Genomic DNA, 26,183 nt, shown 5'->3' with positions numbered 1-26,183 from the left:
GGTGTCCTCAGTGGCGCGGCAGGGCGGCCAGCTTCTTGTTCCAGATGGCGACGGCCTGGTCCAGCGCCTGCTTGACATCCTGCTTGCCCGTCACGCCCGCCTCGACGGCTTTGACCAGCGAGCGGCGCAATTCGTCGTAGTCGTCGATGCCGGCCACGTACAAGGTGCGCGAGTGATGCATCGACAGGGCGCCGGCGGCCACCGCTTTTTCCGCCGCGCCCGCGTTTTGCGGCGTGGCGAGGAAAAACGGGTCGGCCGCCGCCTTGACGGTGGTGGGGAAGACGCTGGCCTGTTTGGCGAAGGCCAGCTGGTTGTCGTCGTTCGTCAGGAAGCGCGCGAACTTGCCAACCGATGGCAGCAGGCGCGCCGGCACGCCTTTCGGAATGGCGAAGTGCACCAGCCAGCCGCCATCAGCGATGCCCGTCGGGCCCAGCGGCGCGGGCGCCACGTCGGTGATGGTGTAGATGTCTTTCGCATCGCCGCGGATGCGCTGCATGGCCGTGGGCGGCGCGAGCAGCATGCCCAGGCGGCCACCCTTGTAGGCGTCGATCACGGCCGGGAAGTTATCTTCGGCGAACAGGCTTTCCTTCAACAGGCCACCCACCTTGTAGGTGTCGGCCAGCTTTTGCACCAGCGCGACGTGCTGCGGCGAATTGAAGACGGCGCGGTTGTTCTGGACCACGCCCAGGCCCTGCTGCATGAACAGGCCGTCGATCTTCGACAGGGCCGGGGCGATGCCGGCCTTGCCCGTGCGTTGTGCGATCTGGCGCGCGAACAGCAGCTGTTCATCGAGGCTGGCAGGGCCGCGCGTGAGTCCCGCCTGTTTGAAGATATCTGTATTGAAGGCGATCACCGCGACATTGCTGTACATGGGAAAACCGTAGGTGCGGCCCTTGAAGCGCAAGTCTTCCAGGGCGCTGGGGATATAGCTGGCGCGCGCCTCCGCGATCAGGCCATCGACGGGTGTGAGCAAGCCGTCGCGCGCAAATTCGTCGGCCCAGGGCACGTTCAGGCTGACCAGCGCGGGCGGCGTGCCGGCCACGATGCGCGTGACCAGCTTGGTCTGGATGACGTCCCAGGGAAAGTCGATCCATTCGATCTTGACGTCGGGATTTTGCGCCTCATAGCGCGCCACCACCGCATTGAAATACGGCGTGAACTTGGGCTTCATGCTGAAGGTCCAGAATTCGATTTTCTCGGCAGCCCATGCCTGCGGCGCGAGCAGGCCCGCGCAGGCAACAACCGCCAACAGTCTCTTGATCGTCATTTTTATCCTGGAGCGTGGCGCTCCAATGTCCATGAGTCCGCGGCGCGGGTACATGCCCTTGCCGTCGCTTATATTCTTGTTTCGCTGCCGGCAGCTGCGCCCCGTGCCGGGGACGCAGCTGCCGATACTGCTTAGTTGGTCTTCGTGACCTTGCTCAAGTGGCGCGGCGCATCCGGGTCCATGCCGCGCGCGGCCGACAGTTTTGCGGCCATCACGTAGAAGGACTGGATGGCGACGATCGGGTCGAGATCCGGCGTGGCCGCCACGGGCAGGGTCAGGTCGCGTTCGGCCACGTCGGCGGGCGCCGCCAGCAAGACCTTGGCGCCCCGGCCGCGCATTTCCGTGGCCAGTTGCAGCAGGCCGGCCTGGGTCGGGCCGCGCGTGGCGAAAATCAGCAGCGGGTAGCCGTCTTCGATCAGGGCCATCGGGCCGTGCTTGATTTCGGCACCGCTGAAGGCTTCCGCCTGCAGGGCCGAGGTTTCCTTGAATTTCAGCGCCGCTTCCAGCGCCACGGGGAAGCTGATGCCGCGGCCCACGACCATGATGTTGCGCGCCGGCGCCAACACGTCTATCGCCGGCGACCAGTCGACGCGGGTCGCTTCGAGCAGCGCTTCGGGCAGCGCTTCCAGGCCCGCTTGCAGCTCGGGGTCGTTCTGCCACTGGGCCACCATGCGCGCGCCGGCGACCAGGCTGGTGATGAAGCTTTTGGTGGCGGCGACGCTTTGTTCCTTGCCGGCGCGCAGGGGCATGGCCCACTCGGCGGCGTGCGCCAGTGGCGAATCGATGTCGTTGACCAGGGCCACGGTGGTGGCGCCGCCGTCGCGGAAGTAGCGGATCGGTTCGACCACGTCCGGGCTCTGGCCCGATTGCGAGATCGAGATGGCTAGGGTGTCGCGCGTCACCAGCGGCGATTTGTTCAGGGTCACCAGCGACATCGGCAGGGACGCGACGACACGGCCCAGGCGCGCCATGATCAGGTAGGCGACGTAGTTGCAGGCGTGGTCCGAGCTGCCGCGCGCGATGGTCAGCGCGGTCGAGAACGAGGTGCTCCTCAATTTGCGGCCCAGTTCCGCGTAGCGTTCCGTATCGCTGGCCAGTTGCAGGGCGACGCATTCGGCGGCGGAAATGGCTTCTTTAAGCATCATTGAGGTCACAGATTTCTCCTTCTATATACACAGCTTTGAGTTTGAGATCGCGATCGAGTACCACCAGATCGGCGTAAGTACCGGGGGCCAGCCGGCCACGTTCTTCCAGGCCCAGGTAATCGGCGGCATTGGTCGACACGCGCTTGGACGCGTCGGCCAGGTCCAGCCCCAGTCCCACCAGGTTGCGCAGCGCCTGGTCCAGGGTCAGGGTGCTGCCCGCCAGGGTGCCGTCGGGCAGGCGCACGCCGCCCATGCATTTCTGCACGGCGTGGCGGCCCAGCATGTATTCGCCGTCCGGCATGCCGGTGGCGGCGGTCGAATCGGTGACGCAGTACAGGCGCGGGATGGCGCGCAGGGCCACCTTGATGGCGCCCGGATGCACGTGCAGCAAGTCGGGTATCAGTTCGGCGTATTCGGCATGCGCCAGGGCGGCGCCGACCATGCCCGGCTCGCGGTGATGCAGGCCGCTCATGGCGTTGAACAGGTGCGTGAAGCCCATGGCGCCATGCTCCAGCGCGGCCACGCCGTCTTCATAGGAGCCGAGCGTGTGGCCGATCTGCACGCGCACGCCGGCGTCGGCCAGCGTGCGCACCAGTTCCAGGTGGCCGGCGATTTCCGGCGCCACGGTGATGACGCGCAGCTTGGCCAGGGTTTGCAGGCGTTCGATTTCGGCCAGCGTGGCGGCGCGCGCGTAGTTGGGCTGCGCCCCGAGCTTGCCGGAGTTGATGTACGGGCCTTCCAGGTGGGCGCCCAGCACGCGCGCCGTGTTCGGGCGGCGGTGGTTGGCGGCGATGCCGATGGCCGTCAGGGCCATGTCGATATCTTCCGGCGGCGCCGTCATGGTGGTGGCCAGCAGGCTGGTGGTGCCGTGGCGCGCATGGATGGCCGCGATGGTGTAGACGGCGTCGCCGCCTTCCATGATGTCCTTGCCGGCGCCGCCATGCACGTGCAGGTCGATAAAACCGGGCAAAATATAATCGTCGCTGTTGTTCGACGGGTGGAGGGAATTGCCCGTGATGCTGTCCACGCGCTCGCCGAAGGCGATAGCGCCGTGGATCCAGCCGCCTGGGGTAAGGATATTGCCTTTGATAGTGCTGCTCATCTGCGCGACTCCGCTACGAATTCATAATAATCACTGCGGCAATACGAGTGGGTCAGTTCCACCGCTGCGCCGTTGTCGAGATAACTGACACGGGTGATGTGCAGCATGGCTTCACCCGTCTTGATATTGGCCAGCTTGGCCTGTTCCGCCGTGGCGTTGACGGCGCGGATATGCTGCAGCGCGCGCATCGGGATGGTGCCGCGCGATTCCAGGTAGCCGTACAGCGAATCGGTCACCTGCTGCGGGTCCGGCATGTACAGCGCGGGGATGGTGGTGGTCTCGATCGCCATCACCACTTCGTCGGCCGTGCGCAGGCGGCGCAGGCGCGCCACCGGCATGTGCGGCGACAGGCCCAGCGACAGCAATTCCAGCGGCGCGGCCGTGCCGATATCGCGCTGCAGCCAGCGCGAGCCGGCCGTGAAGCCCCGCTGGCGCAATTCTTCCGAAAAGCTCGTCAGGCGCGACAGCGGCTGCTCCAGCTTGGGGGTGATGTAGGTGCCCGAGCCGCGTTTGCGCGTCAGCATGCCCCGGTCGCACAGCATGTCGATGGCCTTGCGCGCCGTGACGCGCGAGATTTCCAGTATGTCCGACAGCACGCGCTCGGAAGGCAAGGCCTGGTTGGCGCGCCAGTCGCCGCTGGCGATGCCGTCCGACAGCATGTTCGCCAGCTGCATGTAGAGCGGCGTGTCGCTGGCCGGATTGGGTTTGAAGGCAGACAGTTTGGCCAGCATGGTCATTGCTCCTGCAAGTGCTTGCGTATCAGGCGCAGGCCGCCTGCGGCCGAGTCGCCCTGTGCCGGCACGACCAGTTGCAACAATGCCGCCGGCAGGTAGGCTGACAACGGTGCCGCCAGGCCGCCGCACAGGGCCACGGGCAAGGTGCCGGCCGGGTCGAGGGCCCTGGCGATGAGGGCGATCTGCTGGCCCGCATCGACCAGGATGGTACGCGCCACCACATTGGTGGCCGCATGTTCGAGCACCAGCCGCGCCAGTTGCGCGAAAGTGGTCTGGCTGGCGGCTGCCAGCCACACTTGCATGGCGTTGCGCTGGCCGCCGCAGGCGTCGATGACGGCCGTGGCGAAGGCGCTGCCGGGCACGCGCCCGTCGACCACCTGCTGCACGTGGTTGACTGCGCGCATGCCGATCCAGGCGCCGCCCGCTTCGTCGCCGGAGGGGAAGCCCCAGCCGCCCACTTCGTGACGGCTGCCGTCCGCGTGCAGCACTTCGCCCACGCTGCCGGTGCCGATGGCGACGATGGCGCCTGGCTGGCCCGCATGCGCGCCCAGCAGGGTGGTCAGGGCATCCGATTCGAGTGCCACGGCGGCATAGCCGGGATTGTGTTCGACGAAGCTGGCGGCCCACTGCTTGTTGTGCACGCCGGCCAGGCCCAGGCCGATGGCCATGCGCTGCAGCGCCGGCTGTTCCAGGCCGGCCGCGCGAAAGGCCAGGGTGACGGCATGCGCCACGGAAGTCCAGGCCCGCTCGATGCCCAGTCCCAGGCCGGAAGGGCCGCTTTGTCCCTGTGCCAGCTCCTGGCCATCGAGGCGCGCCAGGCGTACGCGGGTCCCGCTGCCCCCGCCGTCGACGCCGATTATGTATTCGATCATGTTGTGCAGTCCCGCGTTTGGTTGAATGCGCCTGTCTCGGTTCTTTTATTTGTCGGGCGGCGTAAAGCTGAAGGCACTATATTGTCGCCTCGATAGCTTGTCAACAGGTATTTAAGTGGTATTGATAAATGCCTTGCGCGATGTCGCACCATGCCCGAGGGAATGATTGCAAGTGTTTGTTAATAAAGGAATTTTTGTATTACTCGAATGGTATTGAAACTGGCCTTGTTTAATGCCAATTTTTCCCGGGTGGTCTATGTCTGGTGTTGCGCTATTGCTTGTATGCATGCTTGGCAAGGGGCGCCATGAAGAGTAAAGTCCGCCTTTTACACTGAGTTGGAAGAGCATGATGAACGACAAGGCAGCAAAGAGCGAGTACTGGGACGACTGGCAGCAAGAGGCGCTGGCCGCCGGCGTGTCGGCGCCGCTGGCTAAGCTGGGCATGGAAATGATGCGCACGCACCGCAAGAACCGCTGGCCGAAGGATTTCCTGGGCCGCGAAAGCGATGGCCCGGTCATGATAGAAATGTGCCTGGAAGACGAGGCGGAAACGGAATTGTTCTTTATCGAGAACCTGCATCCCTACGATGCAGCGCTGATCGAAAAGACGCGCCGCCGCCTGTGCCTGCACTGATAGTGCGCTGATGCCTGACTGGAACGGCCGCCTTGTGCGGCCGTTTTGCTTTTCGGGTGGCATTTTCATGGGGGAGTGTCATAATGGCTCAGGCATTTTCGCCCAGGTATGGAGTAAATGATGAGCAAGGCACAGGACAGCAAGAAGGAAGCCAAGAAGGAACCGGCCAAGAGCATGAAGGAAAAGAAGGAAGCCAAGAAGGTCAAGAAAGAAGAGCGCAAGCGCTGATCATGCGCGTGCGCCGTGCATTGATGCGCCAGTGGCGTGCGCCGGCCCTGCTGGCGGCGTTCGCCCTGCTGGCCTTCGGCGTACCCGTGTCCGGCGTGCTGGCGCAGCAAAAGGCAGCGCCGTCCACGTTCGGGCAAGTGGTGGGCAATGCCGTGCTGTGCATCGACCAGATCGACAACAAGGCCTTTTATGCCTATCTGCTGACGGCCTTCGGCCCCGCCTACAAGCATGAAGGGGGCGCCTACTGGTTCCGCACGGACGCCACCTTGTGGGGCGCGCCGATTACCGACGTGATCGTCAGCGACGATACCAGTCCCCTCGTCTTCATGGGCGTGGTGGCCGATTCGACGCCGGAAAAGCTGGAACCGGCCATCCGCAGCGCCTCGGGCCTGCGTTTCAATAAACTCGACAATTCCGCCTTTCCTGTCCGTGGTTCCGTGCCTGGCAGTAAAATCGTCTACTTCCGTAGCAAGGCGAAAGTGTATTGCGCCAAATACAAGCCGTTGCCGCCCGCGCGCACCCGATGAGGGTACCGGCTTGCCGCCGCGCATTTTGATCGTTTCATCCGCAGGGTCTCCATGTACACGCATTATTTCCAGCTCAAGCAATCGCCGTTCTCGATCGCCCCCGATCCGCGCTACCTGTTCATGAGTGAACGCCACCGCGAAGCGCTGGCGCACCTGCTGTATGGCGTGGGCAGTGGCGGCGGCTTCGTGCTGCTGACGGGGGAGATCGGCGCCGGCAAGACCACCGTGTGCCGCTGCTTCATGGAACAGATTCCGGAAAACTGTCAGCTGGCGTATATCTTCAATCCGAAACTGTCCGTCGAGGAATTGCTGCTGTCGATTTGCGAGGAATTCCGCATCGCCCTGGCGCCCGGCGTGGCCAGCGTGAAAGGCTATGTCGACGCCATCAATGCGCATTTGCTGGCCAGCCATGCACAGGGCAAGAACAATGTGCTGATCATTGATGAAGCGCAAAACCTGTCCGCCGCCGTGCTGGAGCAGCTGCGTTTGCTGACGAACCTGGAAACGAGCGAGCGCAAGCTGCTGCAGATCATCCTGATCGGACAGCCGGAACTGCGCGCCATGCTGGCCCGGCCCGAGCTGGAGCAGCTGGCGCAGCGCGTGATTGCCCGCTATCACCTGGGTTCGCTGACGGCCGAGGAAACAGCCAGCTATATCCGCCACCGCCTGGCCGTGGCGGGCAGCACGGCGCAGACGCCGTTCGCGCCCCGTTTGATGGCGCAGATCCATGCCTTGAGCCACGGCGTGCCGCGCCGCATCAACCTGCTGTGCGACCGCGCGCTGCTGGGCGCCTATGTGGAAAACCAGCCGCAGGTGACGCGCCAGATACTGCGCCGTGCCGCCGAGGAAGTGTTTGCGGAAGAGGGCAAGCCGGCTGCCGGACGGGGCCTGCGCTGGCCGCACGTGGCGGCCGGCGTGCTGGCCGGCGCCGTGGTCACGGCCGCGCTGGCCTGGCATTTCATGCCGCACGCCAGCGTGACCGTACCGGCGGTCACTGCACCGGCACCGGCCTTGGCCGCATCCGTGCCGGCGGCGTCTGCAGCGGTGGCCGCGTCCGCACCCGCCAGCGTGCCGGACCGCAACGCCGTGCTGCGCCAGCTGGCCGCCCTGTGGGGCGAGCAGTTGCCGGCCGGCGATGCTTGCCAGGCGGGCGCCCGCGCCGGCCTGCGTTGCCTGCACAGCCGGGGCGGCATCGCCGAACTGCGCGTGCTGGACCGTCCCGCCGTGCTGGCCTTACGCGATGGGCAAGGGGCGGAACAGCTGGCGCTGCTGACGCGCTTGCAGGGCGAGACGGCCACGCTGATACTGGACGGCAAGCCTCAAAGCCTGCCCCTGGCCCAGCTGGCGCAGCGCAGCGATGGCAGTTTCACTACCTTCTGGCGCGCCCCGCGCGCCTGGCGCGACGAAGTACCGCTGGGTGCCCGCGGCTCAGATGTGGACTGGCTGGCGCAGCGCCTGGCGCAACAGCGGGGCTTGCCGACGCCGGCCGTCAACCTGCCGCTCGATGCCGAGATGCAAGGCCAGCTGCGCGCTTTCCAGCAGAGCCAGAACCTGCGCGCCGATGGCATGGCGGGACCGAAAACGTATATACGCCTGATGCAACTGGGTGACAACGGGGAGCCGCGCCTGAGCAGCGCAGCTCCTGCCGTGGCAGCGTCCGCTGCGACGACGATGGTGGCGGGGAAATAAGATGTCCTACATACTTGAAGCACTGAAAAAATCGCAAGCCGAGCGCCAGCTGGGCGAGTTGCCTTCGATCCATGCACCGCAAGTGCAGCTGCATGATGGCGCAGCGTCCTCTGCTGCGCGGCGCGCGCCCGTCTGGCTGGCGCTGGGTGGCGTGAGCGTGGTCGTGGCCGCCGCGCTGCTGCTGTGGCAGCCTTGGCAGGCGGACGCGGCTGCGCCTGTCGTCCCTGCCGTGCTGGCCCAGGCCGTGCCCGCGCCCGTGCCAGCAGCTACCCCGCCAGCGGCCCCTGCGCCGGCGCCTGTGCCCGTGGTTGCCCCGTCCGTGCCGCCAGCGGCCACTGCCGCGCCCGTGCACCATGCCAGGCCCGTGGCGGAACCGAAGCAGGAGACGCCCGGCCAGGCCGCGCCAGCGCCCGTAGTGGCCCCGGCGCCCGCCGCGCCCGCGCCTGCAGCCGAAGAGACCGTGCCCGGCATGCGCGACTTGCCCGAGCCGATACAGCGGCAAATTCCCACTATCGCCATCGGCGGCTATATCTATTCGAAGAATCCGGCCGACCGCCTGCTACTGATCGACAAGGTCCTGCGCCACGAAGGCGAGGAATTGGCGCCCGGTCTGGTGCTGGAAAAGTTGCAGCCGAAGGCAGCCATCTTCAGTTTCAAGGGCTACCGCTACCGCGTGCCGTATTGAGTTGTTGCGCATCAAGGCCGGCCCGCCATCGCTGAACCATACTGGCCTGGCCTGGTCGAACCAGGGTCGCTGCGCCCGTGTGCGCGGCCGGGGGAGTTCTCATGATTGCTGCTGCAACTGCTGGTGAGGGTGCGCTTGATACGGATGCGCCGGAAAATCTGGCGCGCATCGACCATATCGTCGTGCTGATGATGGAAAACCGCTCGTTCGACCACATGCTCGGCTATCTGAGCCTGGAAGGCGGGCGCGCCGACATCGACGGCTTGCAGGCCAGTCATGCCAACGTGCACGCGGGCGTGGCCTACCCCGTGCACCATTTGCGGCGCACGGCCTTCGGCCCGCAGCAAGACCCGTCGCATACGGGCCTGTCGGTGGCGCAGCAATTGCAAAACAATAACGGCGGCTTCATCGACGACTATGCGCAAACGCATCCGGGCGACCCCGACATCGATCTGGTGATGGGTTACTACAATGGGGCCGACTTGCCCATGTATGATTTCCTGGCGCAGCAGTTCTGCGTCTGCGACCGCTGCTACAGCTCCGTGCCTGGCGCCACCTGGCCCAACCGCCTGTATGCGATCAGCGGCAAGGCGGCCGGCAGCAAGGACAGCAAGCGCGTGCCCCAGTATGCAAACAAGTCCTTCGTGCGCCACCTCGAGCATGCCATGGTCAGCTGGAAATTTTATTCCGCCTGGAAACCCTGGAGCCTGGCGCTGACGGACGACCATTACCGCTCGTCCGAGTTTTACGAGCCCTTCGGCTCTTTCGGGCGCCGCTATGGCTTCATCGGCGATGCGCTGGCGGGCACCTTGCCCTCGGTCAGCTGGATCGATCCGCATTTTTTTGACAATGACGACCATCCGCCGGCCGATATCCGCGCCGGCCAGGCGCTGGTGGCGCAGGTTTACCAAGCCCTGTCGCGCGGTCCCGCCTGGGCGCGCACCTTGTTGATCCTCAGTTATGACGAACACGGCGGCTTTTTCGACCATGTGCAGCCGCCCGCCGCTGTGGACGACGACCCCGCGTTTTGCCAGTACGGCGTGCGCGTGCCCATGTTGCTGGTGTCGCCGCTGATCGCGCCGGGCAGCGTCAGCCACCAAGTGGTCGACCACACGTCCATCATCAAGACCATTTTGCAGCGCTTTTGCCGCGCCGCCGATGGCGCCTTGCCCCAGATGGGCGCGCGCGTGGCGGCCGCCAGCGGCCTGGGCGCGGTGCTGAGCATGGAGCAACCGCGCATGGCACCGGCCGTGCCTGCGGCGGTGCTGGCGCAGCGTGCCGCATGGGAAGCGGATGTGCGGGCGCAGGAGTTCGCCCCGCTGGCGCGGGCTGGCGAGCTGGCTGCCGCTGCCGCCGTGCCCGTGCAATCGGATGCCGAAGCGGGGGTGATCGCCGCACATCGGCAGTTGGCGCGCTCGACCAGGAGTGCACAGGCGGCGCATGGCAAGCCAGCGCCCCGGCCGGCTGGGCTGCGCCGGGGGCAGGGTGGCAAGCCGGCGCACGCCGATGTGCTGCCCGGCAAGGGCACGGTCGATGGCGGCGGCCGTTGAGCCAGACGCCGTCCGCAGGCGATGCCATGCGGAAATCCTGTGGCGCTTGATCTGGGCGTAGATCTTGGCAATGAGCTGGGCGTTGACCCAGGCAAGGCCCGGCGCTGGCGCTGGTGGGGCTGCGTATAATCACTGCTTCTCAATCAAGGAGTGACCATGCACGATGCGATGCCCGCCCACCCGGTACTGGGTGTGATCGGCCGTTCCGGTAGCGGCAAGACGACCCTGCTGGAATTTGTGGTGAAGGAACTGGCGGCGCGTGGCTTGCGCGTCAACCTGGTCAAGCACAGCCACCATGACCTGGCGCTGGAGCCGCCGCAAAAAGACAGCGCCCGCCTGCGCATGGCGGGGGCGGCGGAAGTGCTGGTGGCGTCGCCGTATCGTTTTGCCATCGTGCATGAGCTGCGCGGCGCGCCCGAGCCGAGCCTGGCGCAGCAATTGTCCCGCATGGGGCCGGCAGACCTGACGCTGGTGGAGGGCTTCAAGACGGACCCCATCCCCAAGCTGGAAGTGTTTCGCCCGGAAGTGGGGCAGGAGCCCCTGTATCCGCATGACCCGCAGGTGATCGCCGTCGCCTCCGACAGCCCGGCGCCGGCCGACTTGCGCGAGGGCGTGCAATGGCTGGACTTGAATGCGCGCGAGCACGTGCTGGCCTGGCTGCTGCTGCAGTTGGAAAATAAGCTGGAAAAATAAGCTAAAGGTTTGCTGCGGCCATCCGTTAATACTGGTAAAACCTCATTGGAGAAATGTATGGACGTTGCAAGCATTGCTCAACTGTCAACCACGATGGCGGAGACAGGTACGCGGCAAGCCGTCGGTTTGACTGTCCTGAAAAAAGCCCAGGATATTCAAAGTTCGACTGCCACTGCCTTGCTGGCAGCCCTGCCGCCAGTACAGTCGGCGCCGAGTCTGCCGGCTCACCTCGGCAACCGCATCAACACGACAGCCTGAGCGCAGGTCTGTAGCGCCAGTCTGGCGCTCGCGATACCTAAGCCCACACCACCGTCGCCGACGGTGGCGCGTGGGCGTTTTTGTTTTTCTTCGCTGTAATCGTCATCGCTGCCCGAATTCCCCGCCTTCCTTTCCGCCCCATAAAGTTAACTAAATGACCATTGTTCGCCATGACACGGCCGATTCAGTAAAATGACGCCCATCACCCCGCGTTGTCCATGACGCAGCCTGGGGCGTGCCGTCAGGACTTACCGATTACTTTGACCCATGCAAGAGGATTTCCCATGAACAAACGTCAAGCTCTCATCGCCGCCGCCCTCGCGGGCATTTGCGCCGGTACTACCGTCAACGCGGCCGCGCACGATGGTCCCGCCCCCGGCGACAAGGAAAAATGCTACGGCGTGGCCAAGGCCGGGCAAAACGACTGCGCCTCGTCCGATGGCGCGCATTCGTGCGCGGGCCAGGCGGAGGCGGACAACTTGCCCACGGAATGGACCTATGTTGCCAAGGGCACGTGCGAACAGGCGGGCGGCTCCGTCAAGCCCATCAAGGCCGACAAGGCCGCCAAACCGGCCACGCAGCCGTAAGCGTCCGCAGCCTGCCCATGCCGCCAGTTCCAGCGCTTGCCGGTGCCGGCGTCGGCTTGCGCGCCGCGCACTACCGCGACTTTCTGGCGCGCCGGCCCAAGGTAGGCTGGCTGGAAGTGCATACCGAAAATTATCTGCAGCCGTCGGGCTGGGATAGTCATGTGTTGCAGGCCCTGCGCCAGGATTACTCGCTCAGCCTGCATGGCGTGGGCCTGGGCCTGGGTTCCGCGCGGGGCTTTTCCGAGCCCCATTTGCAGCGCGTGCGTGCCGTGGTGGAGCGCATCGAGCCGGCCCTCGTGTCGGAACACTTGTGCTGGGGCGCCGTGGCGCGGCAGCAACTCAATGATCTGTTGCCGCTGGCCTTGAATAACGCCGCCCTCGATTTGCTGTGCGCAAGAGTGGGACGGGTGCAGGATGTGCTGAAAAGGCCGATCTTGCTCGAGAATGTCTCCACTTACCTGCGTTTTGCCGACGATGCCATGAGCGAGGCGCAATTCCTGGCGGAGCTGGCGCGCCGCAGTGGCTGCGGGCTGCTGCTCGATATCAATAATCTGTATGTGAACCAGTGCAACCACGGCGAAGATGCCCTGCTTGCCATGCAAGCCATTGCACCGGGAAGCGTGGGCGAACTGCACCTGGGCGGCCATCTGGTGACGCCGCAGGCCGTGATCGACCACCATGGCGCTGCCGTGGCCGATCCCGTCTGGGACTTGTATGCGGCCGCGCTGCTGCGCTTTGGCGCCGTGCCCACCCTGGTCGAATGGGATACGCATTTGCCGCCGCTCGACATCCTGCTGGGCGAGGCGGACAAGGCGCAGGCCATGCTGGCGCGCCATGCGCCGCCGGCGCCGTGGCAGGGAACGGCGCCGTCGCCGGTCGCTCCTGCCGCTCCTGCCGATACGCTGGTGGCCGGTCAGCAAGCGTTTGCCACGGCCTTGCTGGATACTGTGGCAGCCCTGCCATTGTTCGCGGGAGAGGCGGTGCTGGAGCGCTTTGCGCTGTATCGTGGCAATCTGAGCGCCATCTGGCGCCGCACCCTGGGTCAGGCCTATCCTGTCGTGCTGGCGCTGGTGGGCGAGGATTTCTTTGGCGGCCTGGCGCGCGTGTACGGTCGCCAGTATCCGTCAGATAGCGCCGATTTGAACCAGTTTGGCGCCCGTTTCGCCGATTTTCTGGCTGCTTTCCCGCCTGTAGCCGCATTCCCCTATTTACCCGACATGGCGCGCCTGGAATGGGCCTTGCACCTGGCCCATTACGCGCCCGATGCGCAGGCGCTGGCGCCCGAGTCGCTGGCCGCCTGGCATCCTGCTCAGCTGGAAGCACGCCGTTTTACCCTGCATCCCGCTTGCGCCTTGCTGGCATCGAACTGGCAAGTGGCGGCCTTGTGGCGGGCGCATCAGGAGGGGGAAGGACAGGGGATGTTTCCGCACGAGATGCAGGTGGCGAGCCGGGCACTGGTATGCCGGCCGCGCTGGAAGGCGCAGGTGCTGGTAGTGGATGCGGCAGCGCACGCGGCCTTGCTGGCGTTACAGCAAGGACAAACGTTTGGCGCCGCGCTCGACGTGGCGTTCGAGCGGGACCCGGCATTTGACCTGGCGGCACACTTGCGCCAGTGGCTGACGCATGCGGTGCTGGCGGCGTGACGCTTTATTCGAAGGCCCGCAGCACGCGCGCTTCGCCCGTCTGATCGCGGTACAGGGCATTCGCGGCCAGGGTGGCGTCCATCATGCGCGTCACCTGCTCCTCTTCGAAGCGGGCCAGTTCGGCCGTGGCCGCGACGAGGGCCAGTTCCAGCCTGGCGCGCGCGCTCTGGTACAGGCTGCTAGTGTATTTGTCTGTGTTACGCAGTAATTCTTCCGCGTTTTCTATCACCTGGCGCAAATCGCCGATCAGGCGTTCCTGGCTGCGCGTACCTTGTTCGGGATGGTCCATGGCGCTTCCCTTCTGCAATCGATATTTATCTGACAATAACGACACTTGCAGCTTGATCCGGGCAGCCGGGCTGGCAGGGGCTGGCTGGACGCATGGGGCTGCTTTCGCGCCCCATGCCGTGGTCAGGCAGGAGCGACGACCGTGATACGGATATCGCCCACGCTGACAACCTGGCCGGCGCGGATCTTGGCAGTCTTGCGCAATTCCTTCTTGCCATCGACCTTCACCACGCCGCTATCGACCATGACCTTGCCTGCGCCACCGCTGTCGCACAGGCCGACCAGCTTCAGCAGCTGGTTCAGCTCGACGAACTCGGATGTTAAATCAAAGCTTACTTTTTGCATTGTATCCCTTATTGCAATGATGTGTTTTAAACACTTGATGACGTCATCAACTAAGGTCATAGTTTACATGAAGCCAGGGATAATGCAGGCTGAGCCTTAACTTTTGTTGGGCCGCGTCATCTCCAATGGCACGATCCACGCACTGAATTGCTCTTCCGTCACAAAGCCCAGGGCCAGCGCCGCTTCCTTCAAGGTCGTGCCTTCGTGCTGCGCTTGCTTGGCGATTTGCGCCGCCTTGTCGTAGCCGATATGCGGCGCCAGGGCCGTGACCAGCATCAGCGAGCGTTCCATCAGTTCGGCGATGCGACCACGGTTCGGCGCGATGCCGTGCGCGCAATGTGCGTCGAAGCTGCGCATGCCGTCGCCCAGCAGGCGCGCGCTTTGCAGGAAGTTGTGCGCGATCAGGGGCTTGAAGACGTTCAGCTCGAAATTGCCCGAGGCGCCGCCCACCGTGATGGCGACATCGTTGCCGAATACCTGGCAGCACAGCATGGTCAGCGCTTCGCACTGGGTGGGGTTGACCTTGCCCGGCATGATGGAGCTGCCCGGTTCGTTTTCGGGGATCGTGATTTCACCGAGGCCGGAACGGGGGCCGGACGCCATCCAGCGCACGTCGTTGGCGATTTTCATCAGGGCCGTGGCCAGGGTTTTCAGCGCGCCATGGGCGGCGACGAGCGCATCGTGGGCGGCCAGGGCGGCAAACTTGTTGCTGGCCGTCTCGAACGGCTGGCCCGTCAGGCGCGCCAGCTCGGCAGCGATGCGGCCGGCAAATTCCACGTGGGCATTCAAGCCCGTGCCCACGGCCGTGCCCCCGGCGGCCAGTTGCCGCAGCGGCGGCAACGATGCCGTGATGATGTGCTCGGCAAAGTCCAGCTGCGCCACATAGCCGGAAAATTCCTGGCCCAGGGTCAAGGGTGTGGCATCCTGCAAATGCGTGCGGCCGATCTTGACGATGTCGGCAAACTCCGTGGCTTTGGCGTCGAGCGTGGCGCGCAGCTGGCGCAGCGGCGGCAATACCGTGTTGGCGACGGCCAGGGCGGCCGCCACATGGATGGCGGTGGGGAAGATGTCGTTCGAGGACTGGCCCAGGTTGACGTCGTCGTTCGGGTGCAGCAGGCGCTCGGCGCCGCGCAAGCCGCCGATCAGTTCGGAGCCACGGTTGGCCAGCACTTCATTCATGTTCATATTGCTTTGCGTGCCAGAGCCCGTCTGCCAGACGGCTAGCGGGAATTCTGCGTCATGCTTGCCGGCTAGCACTTCGTCGGCCGCCTGCGTGATGGCGATGGCTTTCTTGCCATCCAGCAATCCCAAGTCCAGGTTGACGTGGGCGGCCGCGCGCTTGACGGTGGCCAGGGCGGCGATCAGTTCGGGCGGCATCTTTTCCGTGGAGATATGGAAGTGCTCAAGCGAGCGCTGCGTTTGCGCTCCCCAAAGCCGGTCGGCGGGTACGTCGATCGGGCCGAAACTGTCGCGTTCGATTCTGCTACTCATGGCATCCCTTTCATCGATGGAGGTGGAATGAGTGTACTCCAGACGTCAAAAAGGCACAGGATGATGCTGTATTGCATCATTTTTGCCATGGCCCATCTATATTTTTGCGATTTCCTGCCGTTAAAGACAGGCGAGTTCCCATTATTTATCTTGTTATCAAAGCGATTAGTCCATGCAAAGCAGCATTGTTTCCCGTTGGTCCCTGATCGCGTGCGCCGCCGCCAGCCTGCCCTTGTCGCCCGTGGCGGGTGCGGCCGAACTGGGCGAGATGGCGGTGCTGTCGCACGTGGGTCAGCCCTTGCTGGCCGAGATTGAACTGACGGCCCTGGCGCCCGAGGAAGCCAATGGCGTGATGGTGCGCCTGGCCTCGCCCGATGTGTACCGGGGCGGCGGCATCGGCATGGACCCGGCCCTGCAGACCTTGACGATCAGTCCGCTGGAGCGGGCTGGCCGGCACTATGTGCGCGTGGCCACCCGGCAAGCGATCCAGGCCAGTCATGTGCATTTGTATTTATTATTGGGCAATGGCAGTGGCGCCATCGTGCGCCTCGGTACGCTGTGGCTGACGCCCGCACCGCCCGCAGCCGTCGCCGCCAGTGCGCCAGCCAGGCCAGCCATTCCGGCGCCCGTGCCTGTGCTGCAGCCGCGCGCTGTGCCCGCCACAGCGCCGCCCGATGCCGCCGCGCTGGCGGCCCGCGCGCGCGCCGAGGGCCTGGTGCGCCCGGCGCGCGTGTTTGTGCCGCCGCCCGCCGCGCCCATGCCGGCTGCCCCCGTGCTGCGCCCGCCGCCGTTGCGCCGCGCCATGGTGCCCGTGGCCGCTTGCGCGCCGCAGGCGGATGCAGGGCAGGCGGAAGCGTGCGTGGCGCTGGACCAGAAAAACGTGGCTCTGAATGAAAAGCTCGGCGAATTGGAAGGCAAGATCGGCGTCTTGCAAAAGGCGCTGGCAATACCCGCCGCTGCGAGCGCTGCCGTTCTGCCTGCCGTGGCGCAAGCGCCGCATGTCAAGCCCAAGCCCCTGCATGGGGCGCCAGCGGCTGACAAGGAAACGAAAGCGGGCGGCAACGGCTTGCTGTGGCTGGGTGTTGGCACGCTGATCTTCCTGCTGCTGACGGCGCTTATCGTGTATGTCGTGCGCAAGCGCAAGCAAGCTGCGGGGCCGGGCGCGCCGTCGAAATACTGGGTCTTGCTGCGCAAGCCATTCCGCCGCAAGAAGAAGGAGGTGCCGGTGCTGACGGAAGCGCTGGAGGCGGCGGCCGAGCCGGAACCGGAGCCGTTCTCGCGTTAATGATGCGGCAAGGCCGCGCCAAGATTTGATATAAAAAAAGATATTCAAAAAAGACAGAAATTGCCTGTCTATCGTGTTGCCTATTTTTCAAAGATGGTGATATGATTAATTCAGTGGACTTGCTCTACGACAAAACAGTCCCAGCCTGGCGCAGTCACCAATGATAGTGTGGCGCGGCAAACAGGTGTAGCGTTGCATAAACGCCTGGGTCTGGAAGCGGTTTGCGATGCCGACGATGTGCTCGCGAACGCCGGATGCAACCGGCAGCGAGGCGGCGCCAGGAGATACCTGGGGTTCGCCTTCCAAATTCCCTTCCTTACTTCCCGAGCGCCGCAGATGCCGCCCTCCCTGGCGCGGCGGCAGACGTAAAAAAAGCACCCGCGGGTGCTGTTTCTGGCGCAGCAGGCTTGCTGATTGACTTACATGTGGGCGCGTGATCCTGGCATGGCATTCGACAGCTGCGTCATCCACGGTTCCGTGATGGCGCGGATTTCGCGGTCATTGGCCAGGATTTGCTTGAGCAAATCGATCTTGCGCAGGCGCGAGGCGCCGGCCAGGGCAGGTACGCTGCCCGTCATAGTCGTGCTGGCGGCGCTGGCGCACTGGTTTTCCAGGGTATCCAAGCCATCCCAGTCGCTCGAACGTGCGGCCACAACCATTTTATTGGTCATTCCTGCAATATTTTCATACATCGAGAGAACGTCGTTGGAGGTCATGAGCACACCCGTAACTAGTGAATGGATTACCGCTTGTCTAGATTAACGGCGTGCTGATCCGAAACTTGAGGGTGTTTTTGAAAAAAAAGTGAAAATAATTTGGATGGTTTTGGCTGGCAGCCGGAATCTCCCGCCGAGCCGTTGTTCCGCATGCGAAAAAGGTATGATTTCAGGCTATGATTTTGCTTATTTTCATCGAAAGGATCGCCATGCACGGTTTGCGTTTTTCCTGGTCCCGGACGCCAGTCCAGGCTGCCATCGCCCTCGCCCTGGCCGGCGCCACCCTGGTCTATGTACCGGCCCAGGCGCATGGCCAGCCAGCGGCCGCCAGCACCCCTGTCCCCGCTGCCGCCACGGCCTTGCCCGGCGACGACTTCTATGACTACGTGAATGGCGAATGGCTGCGCGGCACGGAGATCCCCGCCGACCGCAGCAGCTGGGGTTCCTTCGCCATGCTTGCCAACGCGACCAACGAGCGCATCATCGGCCTCGTCGAAGGCCTGGCGGCGGCGGCACAGAAGGATGCGGCAGCGCGCCAAGTCAGCGATTTTTACCGTTCCTGGATGGATGAAGGGGCTATCGAAGCGAAAGGCTGGGCGCCGATCAAGCCCTTGTTGACAAAGATCAATGGCATCCACGACCAGGCAGGGCTGGCACGCGCGCTGGGCGAGAGCTTGCGCGCCGATGTCGACCCGCTCAACGCCACCAATTTTTATACGGAAAACCTGTTCGGCCTGTGGGTGGCGCAAGACTTGAACGACACCACGCGCAATGTGGCCTATCTGCTGCAGGGCGGGCTGGGCTTGCCCGACCGCGCCTTCTACCAGAGCGACAGCGCGCGCATGCAGGGCTTGCGCACGGGCTACCAGGCGCATATCGCCGCCATGCTCCAGCAAGCCGGCTACAGCGATGCGCCGGCCCGTGCCGCCCGCGTGTTTGCGCTGGAGCAGCAGATTGCCGCCAGTCACGGCAGCCGCGAGGATTCGGCCGATGTCGCCAAGGGCAACAACGCGTGGCGCGCCGCCGACTTCGCCAGCAAGGCGCCAGGCCTGGACTGGAAAGCCTACTTCCAGGCGGCAGGGTTGGGCAATCAGACAGATTTCATCGTCTGGCACCCGACGGCCATGACGGGCAGCGCCGCGCTGGTGGCGAGCGTGCCGTTGGCCACCTGGAAGGATTTCCTGGCTTTCCACGCGATCAACCATTTCAGCACCACCTTGCCGAAGGCGGCCGCCGACCAGCGCTTCGCCTTCTATGGCAGCGCCCTGAGCGGCACGCCGCAGCAGTCGCTGCGCAGCAAGCGGGCGCTGGCCGCGACGAACGCGGCCCTGAGCGACGCCGTCGGCAAGCTGTACGTGGAGCGCTATTTCCCGCCGGAATCGAAAGCCCGCGTGCAGGACATGGTGACGAATATCGTCGCCGCCTTCTCGCGCCGCATCGACAAGCTGGACTGGATGGCGCCGGCCACCAAGGCGCAGGCGCAGGAAAAACTCAAGACCCTGTATGTGGGCGTGGGCTATCCGGAACGCTGGGCCAGCTATGCGGGCTTGCGCGTGGTGCGCGGCGACGCGCTGGGCAATGTGCAGCGGGCGGAACAGTTTCATTACCAGCAGGAACTGGCCAAGCTGAGCCAATCTCCTGACCGCAAGGCCTGGGCCATGCCGGCGCAGCTGGTCAACGCCGTCAACCTGCCGCTGCAAAATGCGCTGAACTTCCCTGCCGCCATCCTGCAGCCGCCGTTTTTCGACCCGGCAGCGTCCGATGCGGCCAACTATGGCGGCATCGGCGCCACCATCGGTCACGAGATCAGCCACAGCTTCGACGACCAGGGCGCGCAGTTCGATGCCCAGGGCAAGCTGCGCGACTGGTGGACGCCGGCCGACCTGGCGCACTTCCAGACGGCATCCAAGCAATTGGTGGCGCAGTTCGCGGCCTATAAACCGTTTCCCGACCTGGCCGTGAATGGCCAGCTGACCCTCAGCGAAAACCTGGCTGACCTGGCCGGCGTGGCGGCCGCGCATGACGCGTTCACCCTGTCGCAGCAGGGCAAGCCGGTGCAGGCGGGCGCGGACCGCGATTTCTTCACGGGCTACGGCGTCAGCTGGCGCAGCAAGGCGCGCGAAGCGGCGGCGCGCCAGCAAATCCTCACGGATGGCCATGCGCCGGCGCAATACCGTGCCGCCACCGTGCGCAACCTCGACGCCTGGTACCCGGCCTTCGACGTGCAGCCGGGGCAGCAGCTGTACCTGGCGCCGGAACAGCGCGTGCGCGTCTGGTAGCAGGGCTTGGCGCTGCCGGCCGGGGAGCGGGCCGGCAGCGTAAAATGCGCTCATCGATGACAGGAGCGCCATGAAGCCGACCCCACCGCAAGACCCCATCCACGCCATTACGGGCCGCACCCTGGCCCATTACGACGCCAGCGCCGAGCAGTTTTTTGAAGGCACGCGCGACCATGACGTCAGCCAGAATATCGCCGCGCTGCTGGCCGCCATCGGCAAGCCGGCGCCGTTGGCGATCCTCGACCTGGGTTGCGGCCCGGGCCGCGATTTGAAGGCGTTCACGGCCCTGGGCCACCACGCCACGGGCGTCGATGGCTGCCCCAGCTTCGTCGAGATGGCACGCTCCTACAGCGGCTGCACCGTGTGGCAGCAGGATTTCGTCGACCTCGATCTGCCCACCGCGCACTTCGACGGCGTGTTCGCCAATGCCGTGCTGTTCCACGTGCCCGGCGCCGCCTTGCCTGGCGTGCTGCGTGCTTTGCACGCGTGCCTGAAGGAGGGCGGCGTGCTGTTCAGCTCGAACCCGCGCGGCCACAACCAGGAAGGCTGGAACGGCGCGCGCTACGGCAGCTACCATGACGAAGAGCGCTGGGCCGCGTATGTGCAGGCGGCCGGCTTCAGTCTGGTCGAGCAGTATTACCGCCCGCCGGGCTTGCCGCGCGAACAGCAGCCGTGGCTGGCCACCGTCTGGCGTAAAGCTGCATGACTATGGAGTTGACGGACATTGAGTATGTGTTAGCAAGCGTACAGAGTTTTTGTTAGCTCAAGCGTAGTATGAACCTATCGACACGCAGCAAGCACAGCAAGAAGCTTGTGGCAGTGTGTGAGCCGCAGTACCGGCCCTTAGGGTGCCGGACTACAGAGGTACCAACTACAGTGAGGATTCATCATGAACAAAGATCAAGTCGAAGGTAAACTGAAGGAAGTCGGCGGTAAAATCCAGGAACAAGCTGGCAAACTGGTCGGCAGCGAAGAACAGCAAGCCAAGGGCCTGGCAAACCAGGTTGAAGGCAAAGTGCAGAAGAAGGTTGGCGATGTGAAAGACGCAGTCGAGACCGTCACCCGCAAACCGTAAATTTGGCAGCAAGAATGAAAAAACCGCTGCCTGTCGCGAGACAGGCGGCGGTTTTTATTGTGGGCGCGTTTTACTTCGCTACGCCCAGGTTTTGCTTGAAGAACATTTCAATTTTCTTGTACACGTGGCGCTGGCCCGCGCGCGATGAGATGCCGTGCTTGGCGCCCGGATACGTCATCAGGTCGAATTGCACGCCGCGGTTGACGAGCGCATCGATCAGGCGCGTGCTGTTGCTGAACAGCACGTTGTCGTCGGCCATGCCGTGCACCAGCAGCAGCGGCGACTTCAAGCCGTCGAGGTGGGCGAACACGGTGCTGTTCTTGTAGCCGTCCACGTTTTCCTTCGGCATGCCGAGGAATTGTTCCGTGTAGTGGGTGTCGTACAGCGACCAGTCGGTCACGGGCGCCACGGAAACACCCATGGCGATCTTGTCGGAGGCAGCCGACAGCAAACGCAGGGTCATGAAGCCGCCATAGCTCCAGCCGAACACGCCGATGCGCTTCGCGTCGACGAAGCTTTGCTTGCCCAGCCAGTCTATGCCCACCAGCTGGTCCGCCACTTCGGCTGCGCCCAGATTGTGATAGATGGCGTCCGTGAACGCGCGTTCGCGGCGCGAGGAACCCCGGTTATCGAGGCGGAAGACGACAAAGCCCTGCTGCGCCATGTACTGGTCGAAGTTGTTGCCCCAGCGGCGCGCCACGTGCTGCGAGTGCGGGCCGCCATACGTCGACAGGTAGACGGGATAGCGCTTGGTCGCGTCGAAGTTCGACGGTTTGACGATGGAGTAATACAAGGTCTGGCCATCGTTGGCTTTCAGGGTGCCGTACTCCGTCGTCAGGTGGTCCGCCTTGTATTTCGCGTACGGATGGCTGGCGTTCAGCGCGTTTTCTTCCAGCCAGCCCACCATCGAACCGTCCGGACGGCGGATGCTCACTTGCGGCGGCGTGGCCGGGTCGGAGTAGGTGTCGACAAACACTTCGCCATTGCGCGAGAACGTTGTGTCGTGCCAGCCATCGGCCTTGGTGACGCGCTGCGGCTTGTCGGCCGTGCTGCCATCGAGTGCCAGGGCGTAGGTCTGCTTGTCGATCACCGCATCGCGGTTCGACGAGACGAACACCTTGCCCGTTTTCTGGTTCACGGCCAGCACGCTGTCGATGCCCCATGCCCCGGAAGTGACCGGGTGCAGCAGCTTGCCGCTCATGTCATACAAATACAGATGGTTGCGGCCCGTGCGTTCGGACGACCAGAGGAAGGTGCCGTTCGACAGGAAGCGCAGGTCGTCATGAATGCTGACCCAGCTTGTCGACGTTTCCGTCAGCAGGGTGCGTTGCGCCAGCGTGGCGGCATCGACGGCGACCAGGTCGAGGGTCTTCTGGTCACGCGACTGGCGCTGGTACACCAGCGACTTGCTGTCCGCGCTCCAGTCGGCGCGTACCAGATAGATGTCCGGGTTCGTGCCCAGGTCCACCTGGCGTTGCGCACCCGTTTCCGGCGAGACGATCAACAGCTGCACCAGCACGTTCGGATCGCCCGCGGCAGGATAGCGCTGTTCCACAACATCGGTGCGGTCGGCGAAGATTTCGAAGCGGCGCACGACGGGCACGGGCGCTTCGTCGTAGCGTTTATACGCGATGGCGGAATCGTCGGGTGCCCAGTAGTAGCCGGTGCGCTGGCCCATTTCTTCCTGCGCCACGAATTCGGCTTCGCCGTTGCGGATGGTGCCCTTGCCATCGGTGGTCAGCTGGCGTTCCTTGTTCGTCTTGAGGTCGATCACATAGATGTTTTGATCGCGCACAAACGAGACGTAGCGGCCTTTCGGCGAGATTTTCGGGTCCAGCACATTGCCTTTGGCGACCAGGCGCGCCTGGTCCGGCTGGGCCGCATCGACCAGGTACAGATTGCCGGCCAGCGGCACCAGCAGCTGCTTGCCATCGGGCGACCAGCTGTAGCTGAGAATGCCGTTCAGGCTGGCCGTGCGCTCGCGTTCGCGGCGCGCCTGCTCTTCGGGCGAGATCGTTTCATTTGGCACCAGCGCCTTCGAGTCGATCAGGCGGTGCGTACTCTTGTCCTTCAGCTTGAATTCCCACAAGTCGAGCTGGAACTGGTTGTCGGCGCGGCCGCGCAGGAAGGTGACGCGCTCGCCGTCGGGCGAAACCTTCAGGTTGCGCACGCCAGGGCCGGCCAGCGCAGGATCGGCGTGGATGCGTTCCAGAGTCAGCTTTTCAGCCGATGCGGGAACGCTGGCCATCGCGGCCAGAAAACAAAGAATAAAACGCATGGATGTCTCGGTAGTTGGAAGAATGAATAACGCGGCATGCCAAACAGCGCAGGCAGGATCGAGCGTTGCCTAAGCGTAAGACGATACCAGAGCGTGCCTGTTTATGCGATAGCCCCGGCCACGGAATAAGACGTTCCTGGCCGTATTTCCTTCGTCAAAAATATCCAACAGCCGCCCATTCCATGGCGCTTTCCCTGGTTCAGGCCAATATCGTACCTTCTATCACGGTCAGGCATGCGCCGCCTATCCAGGCGTGGCCATCGCGGAAATTGACGGACACGCGGCCGTCGCGCTGCAGGCAAGTGCCCTGGCGCACGCGATAGTCGGCGCCCGCCAGCAGGTGCGCGATGCAGGCGTTGGCGCTGCCCGTGACGGGATCCTCGACCAGCGCGCCGTGCTCGCTGAGCAGCGCGCGCACTTCGTAATCGGCCGGCCCGCCGGCGCAGTGCGCGCCGTAGAGGGCCAGTCCGTCAGCCATTGACGCGGCCAGCAATGTCGTCAGCGCCGCGATGTCGGCATGGACGACCAGACAGGCTGCGGCGCTTGGCAGCGGCACGCACAGCCAGCGGATGCCCATGTCGACGACGGTGCCGCCAGCGGCCGCCGCGTCGCCCAGCGCCGTTTGCAGCAGCGGCAGCAGCGCGGGGGCGAGCGCGCGCGTGGTGCAGGGCGGCGCCTGGAACGCCAGCACGCCGCCGGCGCCGCGTTCTATCTGCACCAGGCCGACGCCGCATTCCTGCACGATGCGCGCGCCCTTGGGCTGCATGCCCGCATCGAGCAGGGCATGCGCCGTGCCCAGGGTCGGGTGGCCGGCGAACGGGAATTCCATCTCGGGCGAAAAAATCCGCACGCGGTAATCGGCGGCGGGATCGCGCGGCGCCAGCACGAAGGTGGTTTCCGACAGGCCGGTCCAGCGCGCGATCGCCTGCATCTGCGCGTCATCGAGGCCATTCGCGTCGAGCACCACGGCCAGCGGATTGCCCAGGAAGGGCAGCGTGCTGAAGACATCGACTTGCCTGAAGGGGCGTTGTTGCGGCATGGCGGTTTCCTTGTCGGCTTATCGGGCGGTGCGCAGGCGCTGCAGCGACAGCCGGTTCAAATACCAGGTCAGCAGCACGGCGGCCACCGTCAAGCCCGTGACAAGGCCGATCCAGAAACCGGCAGCGGCCATCGGCTCTGCCGGCGACCAGGGGAAGCCGGCCGGCGCGAGACCCAGCACATAGCCGATGGGCAGCGAGAAGCCCCAGAAGGCCAGCAGCTGGATCAGCATCGGCTGGCGCGTCACCTTGTAGCCGCGGATGGCGCACGAGGTGGCCACTTGCGTGGCGTCGGACAGCTGGAACAGCGCGGCAAACAGCAGCAGCTGCGCGCACAGCGCCTGCACCTGCGGGTCGGACGTATAGGCTTGCGCGATCTGGTGGCGGAAGACGGTAATGACGGTGGCCGAGACGATGGCCGCCGTCAGCGACATGGCCACGCCCACCCACGAAATGAAGCGGGCGCGGTGCAGATTGGCTTCGCCCACGGCATGGCCCACGCGCGTGACCAGCGCGATGCCGAAGGTGAGCGGCACCATGAAGACGACGGACGAGAAATTCAACGCAATCTGGTGCGCCGACACCTGGATCACGCCGAAGCGCGCCACCAGCAGGCTGATGACGCCAAATGCGCTCACTTCGGCAAAGTAGGTCACGCCGATGGGCAGGCCCAGGCGCAGCATGGGGCCGATGGACGACGGCTGCGGCCATTCCCAGTGCGTGAACGGATACGTGGCGTGGTAGGCGGGTGCGATCCTGATCCAGGCCAGCATGGCCAGCAGCATCATCCACACGCAGCAGGTGGTGGCCACGGCGCAGCCCACGCCGCCCATCTTCGGCATGCCCCAGTGGCCGTAGATCAGCAGGTAGTTGACGAGGATATTCAGGCCCAGCGCAGCCAGCGCGATGACCATCACGGGCTTGGTCTGGTTGATGCTGGTGCTGTAGCCGTACAGCGCGCGGTAGGCGGCGAACGGCGGCAGCGCGCAGCTGATGATGTGCACGAACAGCTTGGCCTTGGCCGCCACGGCTGGTTCGAGCATCAGGTGGTCGAACACCAGCGCCGCCATGTTCGTCAGCAGGCAAGCCACCAAGCCTACCAGCAGCGCCTTCCACAATGACTGGCGCACGATGTGTGGCACCTGGTCGTGGCGCACGGCGCCGATTTCATGCGCCACCAGCGTATTGATCGCCATCATGATGCCGCTCACGGTGACCAGGACGATGGACCAGATGGCCGCGCCCAGCGACACGGCCGCCAGTTCTTCGGGATTCGTATGGCCCGTCATCGCCACGTCGGCCGCGCCCATGCCAACGGTCGCCAGTTGGCCGATCAGGATGGGCCAGGCCAGCTTCCACAGTGAGGAAATTTCAGTACGGACGGCGGGCAGCGTGAACGAGGTAGTGTGTGGCATGGGCGGCAAGCTTAACTAAACACAAGATTCTACCGGCATTCGCCGTGCTTGTCCGCCGAGGCGCCCCATGCGCCCGGGAGTGCGCCGATCGATGTGCGTGATACAAGGCGCATGGCACGGCAAATGGCAATAACAGGCTCCGTGGGGCCTGCAATTGCTTTTAGTAACAATTTATTGTGCTTTTCCCATACTTTGTTACACCGTTTTTTCTACGGATGGCTACACTGACAGCAGTTGTCATGTCGATCACTTGTCCTTGGGGCGCGGTGTTCTTGCGCGGGACGATGCGGGCCAGCGGTTTTCCTCCCTGCGCCGCCTGTATTGAACGTGTGATCGCGCTGTCCCGTGGCCTTGTATTTG

Annotated in this window: 25 protein-coding genes; 13 read left to right on the top strand and 12 right to left on the bottom strand. The window is 64.4% G+C overall.

All coding sequences use genetic code 11. From position 1 onward, the window contains the following. Positions 1–7: 7 nt before the first annotated feature. From ACQ4W0_RS03795 to ACQ4W0_RS03775, 5 genes are all read right to left on the bottom strand, one after another. Positions 8–1,267, bottom strand: coding sequence for an ABC transporter substrate-binding protein (locus ACQ4W0_RS03795; RefSeq protein WP_436575563.1), 1,260 nt, complete (start codon positions 1,265–1,267; stop codon positions 8–10). A 131-nt stretch (positions 1,268–1,398) separates the two neighbouring features. Then, positions 1,399–2,412, bottom strand: coding sequence for an SIS domain-containing protein (locus tag ACQ4W0_RS03790; RefSeq protein WP_071079063.1), 1,014 nt, complete (start codon positions 2,410–2,412; stop codon positions 1,399–1,401). After that, a complete protein-coding gene (nagA, locus tag ACQ4W0_RS03785) occupies positions 2,402–3,514 on the bottom strand; it encodes an N-acetylglucosamine-6-phosphate deacetylase (RefSeq protein WP_436575562.1) in 1,113 nt (370 codons plus the stop codon). The genes ACQ4W0_RS03790 and nagA overlap by 11 nt, the downstream gene beginning before the upstream one ends. Beyond that, positions 3,511–4,245 (bottom strand): GntR family transcriptional regulator, encoded by a 735-nt coding sequence (locus ACQ4W0_RS03780; RefSeq protein ID WP_436575561.1) that lies wholly within the window; start codon positions 4,243–4,245, stop codon positions 3,511–3,513. Before ACQ4W0_RS03780 ends, nagA begins: the two co-directional genes overlap by 4 nt. A gap of 2 nt (positions 4,246–4,247) precedes the next feature. Next, positions 4,248–5,120, bottom strand: coding sequence for a glucosamine kinase nucleotide-binding domain-containing protein (locus tag ACQ4W0_RS03775; RefSeq protein ID WP_436575560.1), 873 nt, complete (start codon positions 5,118–5,120; stop codon positions 4,248–4,250). 346 nt (positions 5,121–5,466) lie between these two features. Between ACQ4W0_RS03775 and ACQ4W0_RS03770 the strand changes: the two genes are divergently transcribed. From ACQ4W0_RS03770 to bufB, 9 genes are all read left to right on the top strand, one after another. Next, a complete protein-coding gene (locus ACQ4W0_RS03770; RefSeq protein WP_436575559.1) occupies positions 5,467–5,754 on the top strand; it encodes a hypothetical protein in 288 nt (95 codons plus the stop codon). A gap of 230 nt (positions 5,755–5,984) precedes the next feature. Further along, a complete protein-coding gene (locus tag ACQ4W0_RS03765) occupies positions 5,985–6,509 on the top strand; it encodes a hypothetical protein (protein WP_436575558.1) in 525 nt (174 codons plus the stop codon). Between the two features lie 51 nt (positions 6,510–6,560). Then, positions 6,561–8,198, top strand: coding sequence for an AAA family ATPase (locus ACQ4W0_RS03760; protein WP_436575557.1), 1,638 nt, complete (start codon positions 6,561–6,563; stop codon positions 8,196–8,198). Position 8,199: 1 nt separating this feature from the next. Continuing rightward, positions 8,200–8,883, top strand: a complete 684-nt coding sequence (locus ACQ4W0_RS03755) for a general secretion pathway protein GspB (RefSeq protein WP_436575556.1) — start codon at positions 8,200–8,202, stop codon at positions 8,881–8,883. A gap of 101 nt (positions 8,884–8,984) precedes the next feature. Further along, positions 8,985–10,433, top strand: a complete 1,449-nt coding sequence (locus tag ACQ4W0_RS03750; RefSeq protein ID WP_436575555.1) for an alkaline phosphatase family protein — start codon at positions 8,985–8,987, stop codon at positions 10,431–10,433. A 156-nt stretch (positions 10,434–10,589) separates the two neighbouring features. Next, a complete protein-coding gene (gene mobB / locus ACQ4W0_RS03745) occupies positions 10,590–11,126 on the top strand; it encodes a molybdopterin-guanine dinucleotide biosynthesis protein B (protein ID WP_436575554.1) in 537 nt (178 codons plus the stop codon). A gap of 57 nt (positions 11,127–11,183) precedes the next feature. Then, positions 11,184–11,384, top strand: coding sequence for a YjfB family protein (locus ACQ4W0_RS03740; protein ID WP_436575553.1), 201 nt, complete (start codon positions 11,184–11,186; stop codon positions 11,382–11,384). 284 nt (positions 11,385–11,668) lie between these two features. Further along, positions 11,669–11,971: a BufA1 family periplasmic bufferin-type metallophore gene (locus ACQ4W0_RS03735; RefSeq protein ID WP_436575552.1), complete on the top strand. Its 303-nt coding sequence runs from the start codon at positions 11,669–11,671 to the stop codon at positions 11,969–11,971. Between the two features lie 17 nt (positions 11,972–11,988). Then, a complete protein-coding gene (gene bufB, locus ACQ4W0_RS03730; RefSeq protein ID WP_436575551.1) occupies positions 11,989–13,614 on the top strand; it encodes an MNIO family bufferin maturase in 1,626 nt (541 codons plus the stop codon). A gap of 4 nt (positions 13,615–13,618) precedes the next feature. Here bufB and ACQ4W0_RS03725 read toward each other — a convergent pair whose 3' ends face one another. From ACQ4W0_RS03725 to fumC, 3 genes are all read right to left on the bottom strand, one after another. Then, positions 13,619–13,903 (bottom strand): hypothetical protein, encoded by a 285-nt coding sequence (locus ACQ4W0_RS03725; protein WP_436575550.1) that lies wholly within the window; start codon positions 13,901–13,903, stop codon positions 13,619–13,621. 122 nt (positions 13,904–14,025) lie between these two features. Next, positions 14,026–14,247, bottom strand: a complete 222-nt coding sequence (locus ACQ4W0_RS03720; RefSeq protein WP_071079051.1) for an RNA-binding S4 domain-containing protein — start codon at positions 14,245–14,247, stop codon at positions 14,026–14,028. Positions 14,248–14,343: 96 nt separating this feature from the next. Next, a complete protein-coding gene (gene fumC / locus ACQ4W0_RS03715) occupies positions 14,344–15,738 on the bottom strand; it encodes a class II fumarate hydratase (protein ID WP_436575549.1) in 1,395 nt (464 codons plus the stop codon). 172 nt (positions 15,739–15,910) lie between these two features. Between fumC and ACQ4W0_RS03710 the strand changes: the two genes are divergently transcribed. Then, entirely contained in the window at positions 15,911–17,023 is a 1,113-nt protein-coding gene (locus ACQ4W0_RS03710) for a type IV pilus assembly protein FimV (protein WP_436575548.1), read from the top strand. Between the two features lie 419 nt (positions 17,024–17,442). On the opposite strand, the gene ACQ4W0_RS03705 is transcribed toward ACQ4W0_RS03710, so the two are convergent. Continuing rightward, positions 17,443–17,739 carry a flagellar protein FliT gene (locus ACQ4W0_RS03705; RefSeq protein ID WP_436518563.1) on the bottom strand — a complete coding sequence of 99 codons (297 nt, stop codon included), beginning with the start codon at positions 17,737–17,739 and terminating at the stop codon, positions 17,443–17,445. Positions 17,740–17,948: 209 nt separating this feature from the next. On the opposite strand from ACQ4W0_RS03705, the gene ACQ4W0_RS03700 reads away from it, so the two are divergent. The 3 genes from ACQ4W0_RS03700 to ACQ4W0_RS03690 all read left to right on the top strand — a co-directional run bounded on the left by ACQ4W0_RS03700 (position 17,949) and on the right by ACQ4W0_RS03690 (position 21,093). Further along, on the top strand, positions 17,949–20,018 hold the full coding sequence (locus ACQ4W0_RS03700; RefSeq protein ID WP_436575547.1) for a M13 family metallopeptidase: 2,070 nt from the start codon (positions 17,949–17,951) through the stop codon (positions 20,016–20,018). Between the two features lie 70 nt (positions 20,019–20,088). Next, positions 20,089–20,724, top strand: a complete 636-nt coding sequence (locus ACQ4W0_RS03695) for a class I SAM-dependent methyltransferase (RefSeq protein WP_436575546.1) — start codon at positions 20,089–20,091, stop codon at positions 20,722–20,724. A 183-nt stretch (positions 20,725–20,907) separates the two neighbouring features. Beyond that, positions 20,908–21,093, top strand: a complete 186-nt coding sequence (locus ACQ4W0_RS03690) for a CsbD family protein (RefSeq protein ID WP_035825486.1) — start codon at positions 20,908–20,910, stop codon at positions 21,091–21,093. 70 nt (positions 21,094–21,163) lie between these two features. Here ACQ4W0_RS03690 and ACQ4W0_RS03685 read toward each other — a convergent pair whose 3' ends face one another. From ACQ4W0_RS03685 to ACQ4W0_RS03675, 3 genes are all read right to left on the bottom strand, one after another. Beyond that, positions 21,164–23,371 (bottom strand): S9 family peptidase, encoded by a 2,208-nt coding sequence (locus tag ACQ4W0_RS03685; RefSeq protein ID WP_436575545.1) that lies wholly within the window; start codon positions 23,369–23,371, stop codon positions 21,164–21,166. Between the two features lie 199 nt (positions 23,372–23,570). After that, positions 23,571–24,410, bottom strand: coding sequence for a PhzF family phenazine biosynthesis protein (locus tag ACQ4W0_RS03680; RefSeq protein WP_436575544.1), 840 nt, complete (start codon positions 24,408–24,410; stop codon positions 23,571–23,573). An 18-nt stretch (positions 24,411–24,428) separates the two neighbouring features. Beyond that, positions 24,429–25,823 (bottom strand): MATE family efflux transporter, encoded by a 1,395-nt coding sequence (locus ACQ4W0_RS03675; protein WP_436575543.1) that lies wholly within the window; start codon positions 25,821–25,823, stop codon positions 24,429–24,431. Between the last annotated feature and the right edge of the window lie 360 nt (positions 25,824–26,183).

It is taken from the genome of Janthinobacterium breve, from assembly GCF_051380895.1.
Classification (GTDB): Bacteria; Pseudomonadota; Gammaproteobacteria; order Burkholderiales; family Burkholderiaceae_D; genus Janthinobacterium.
This window is presented reverse-complemented; position numbering and strand designations above follow the sequence as displayed.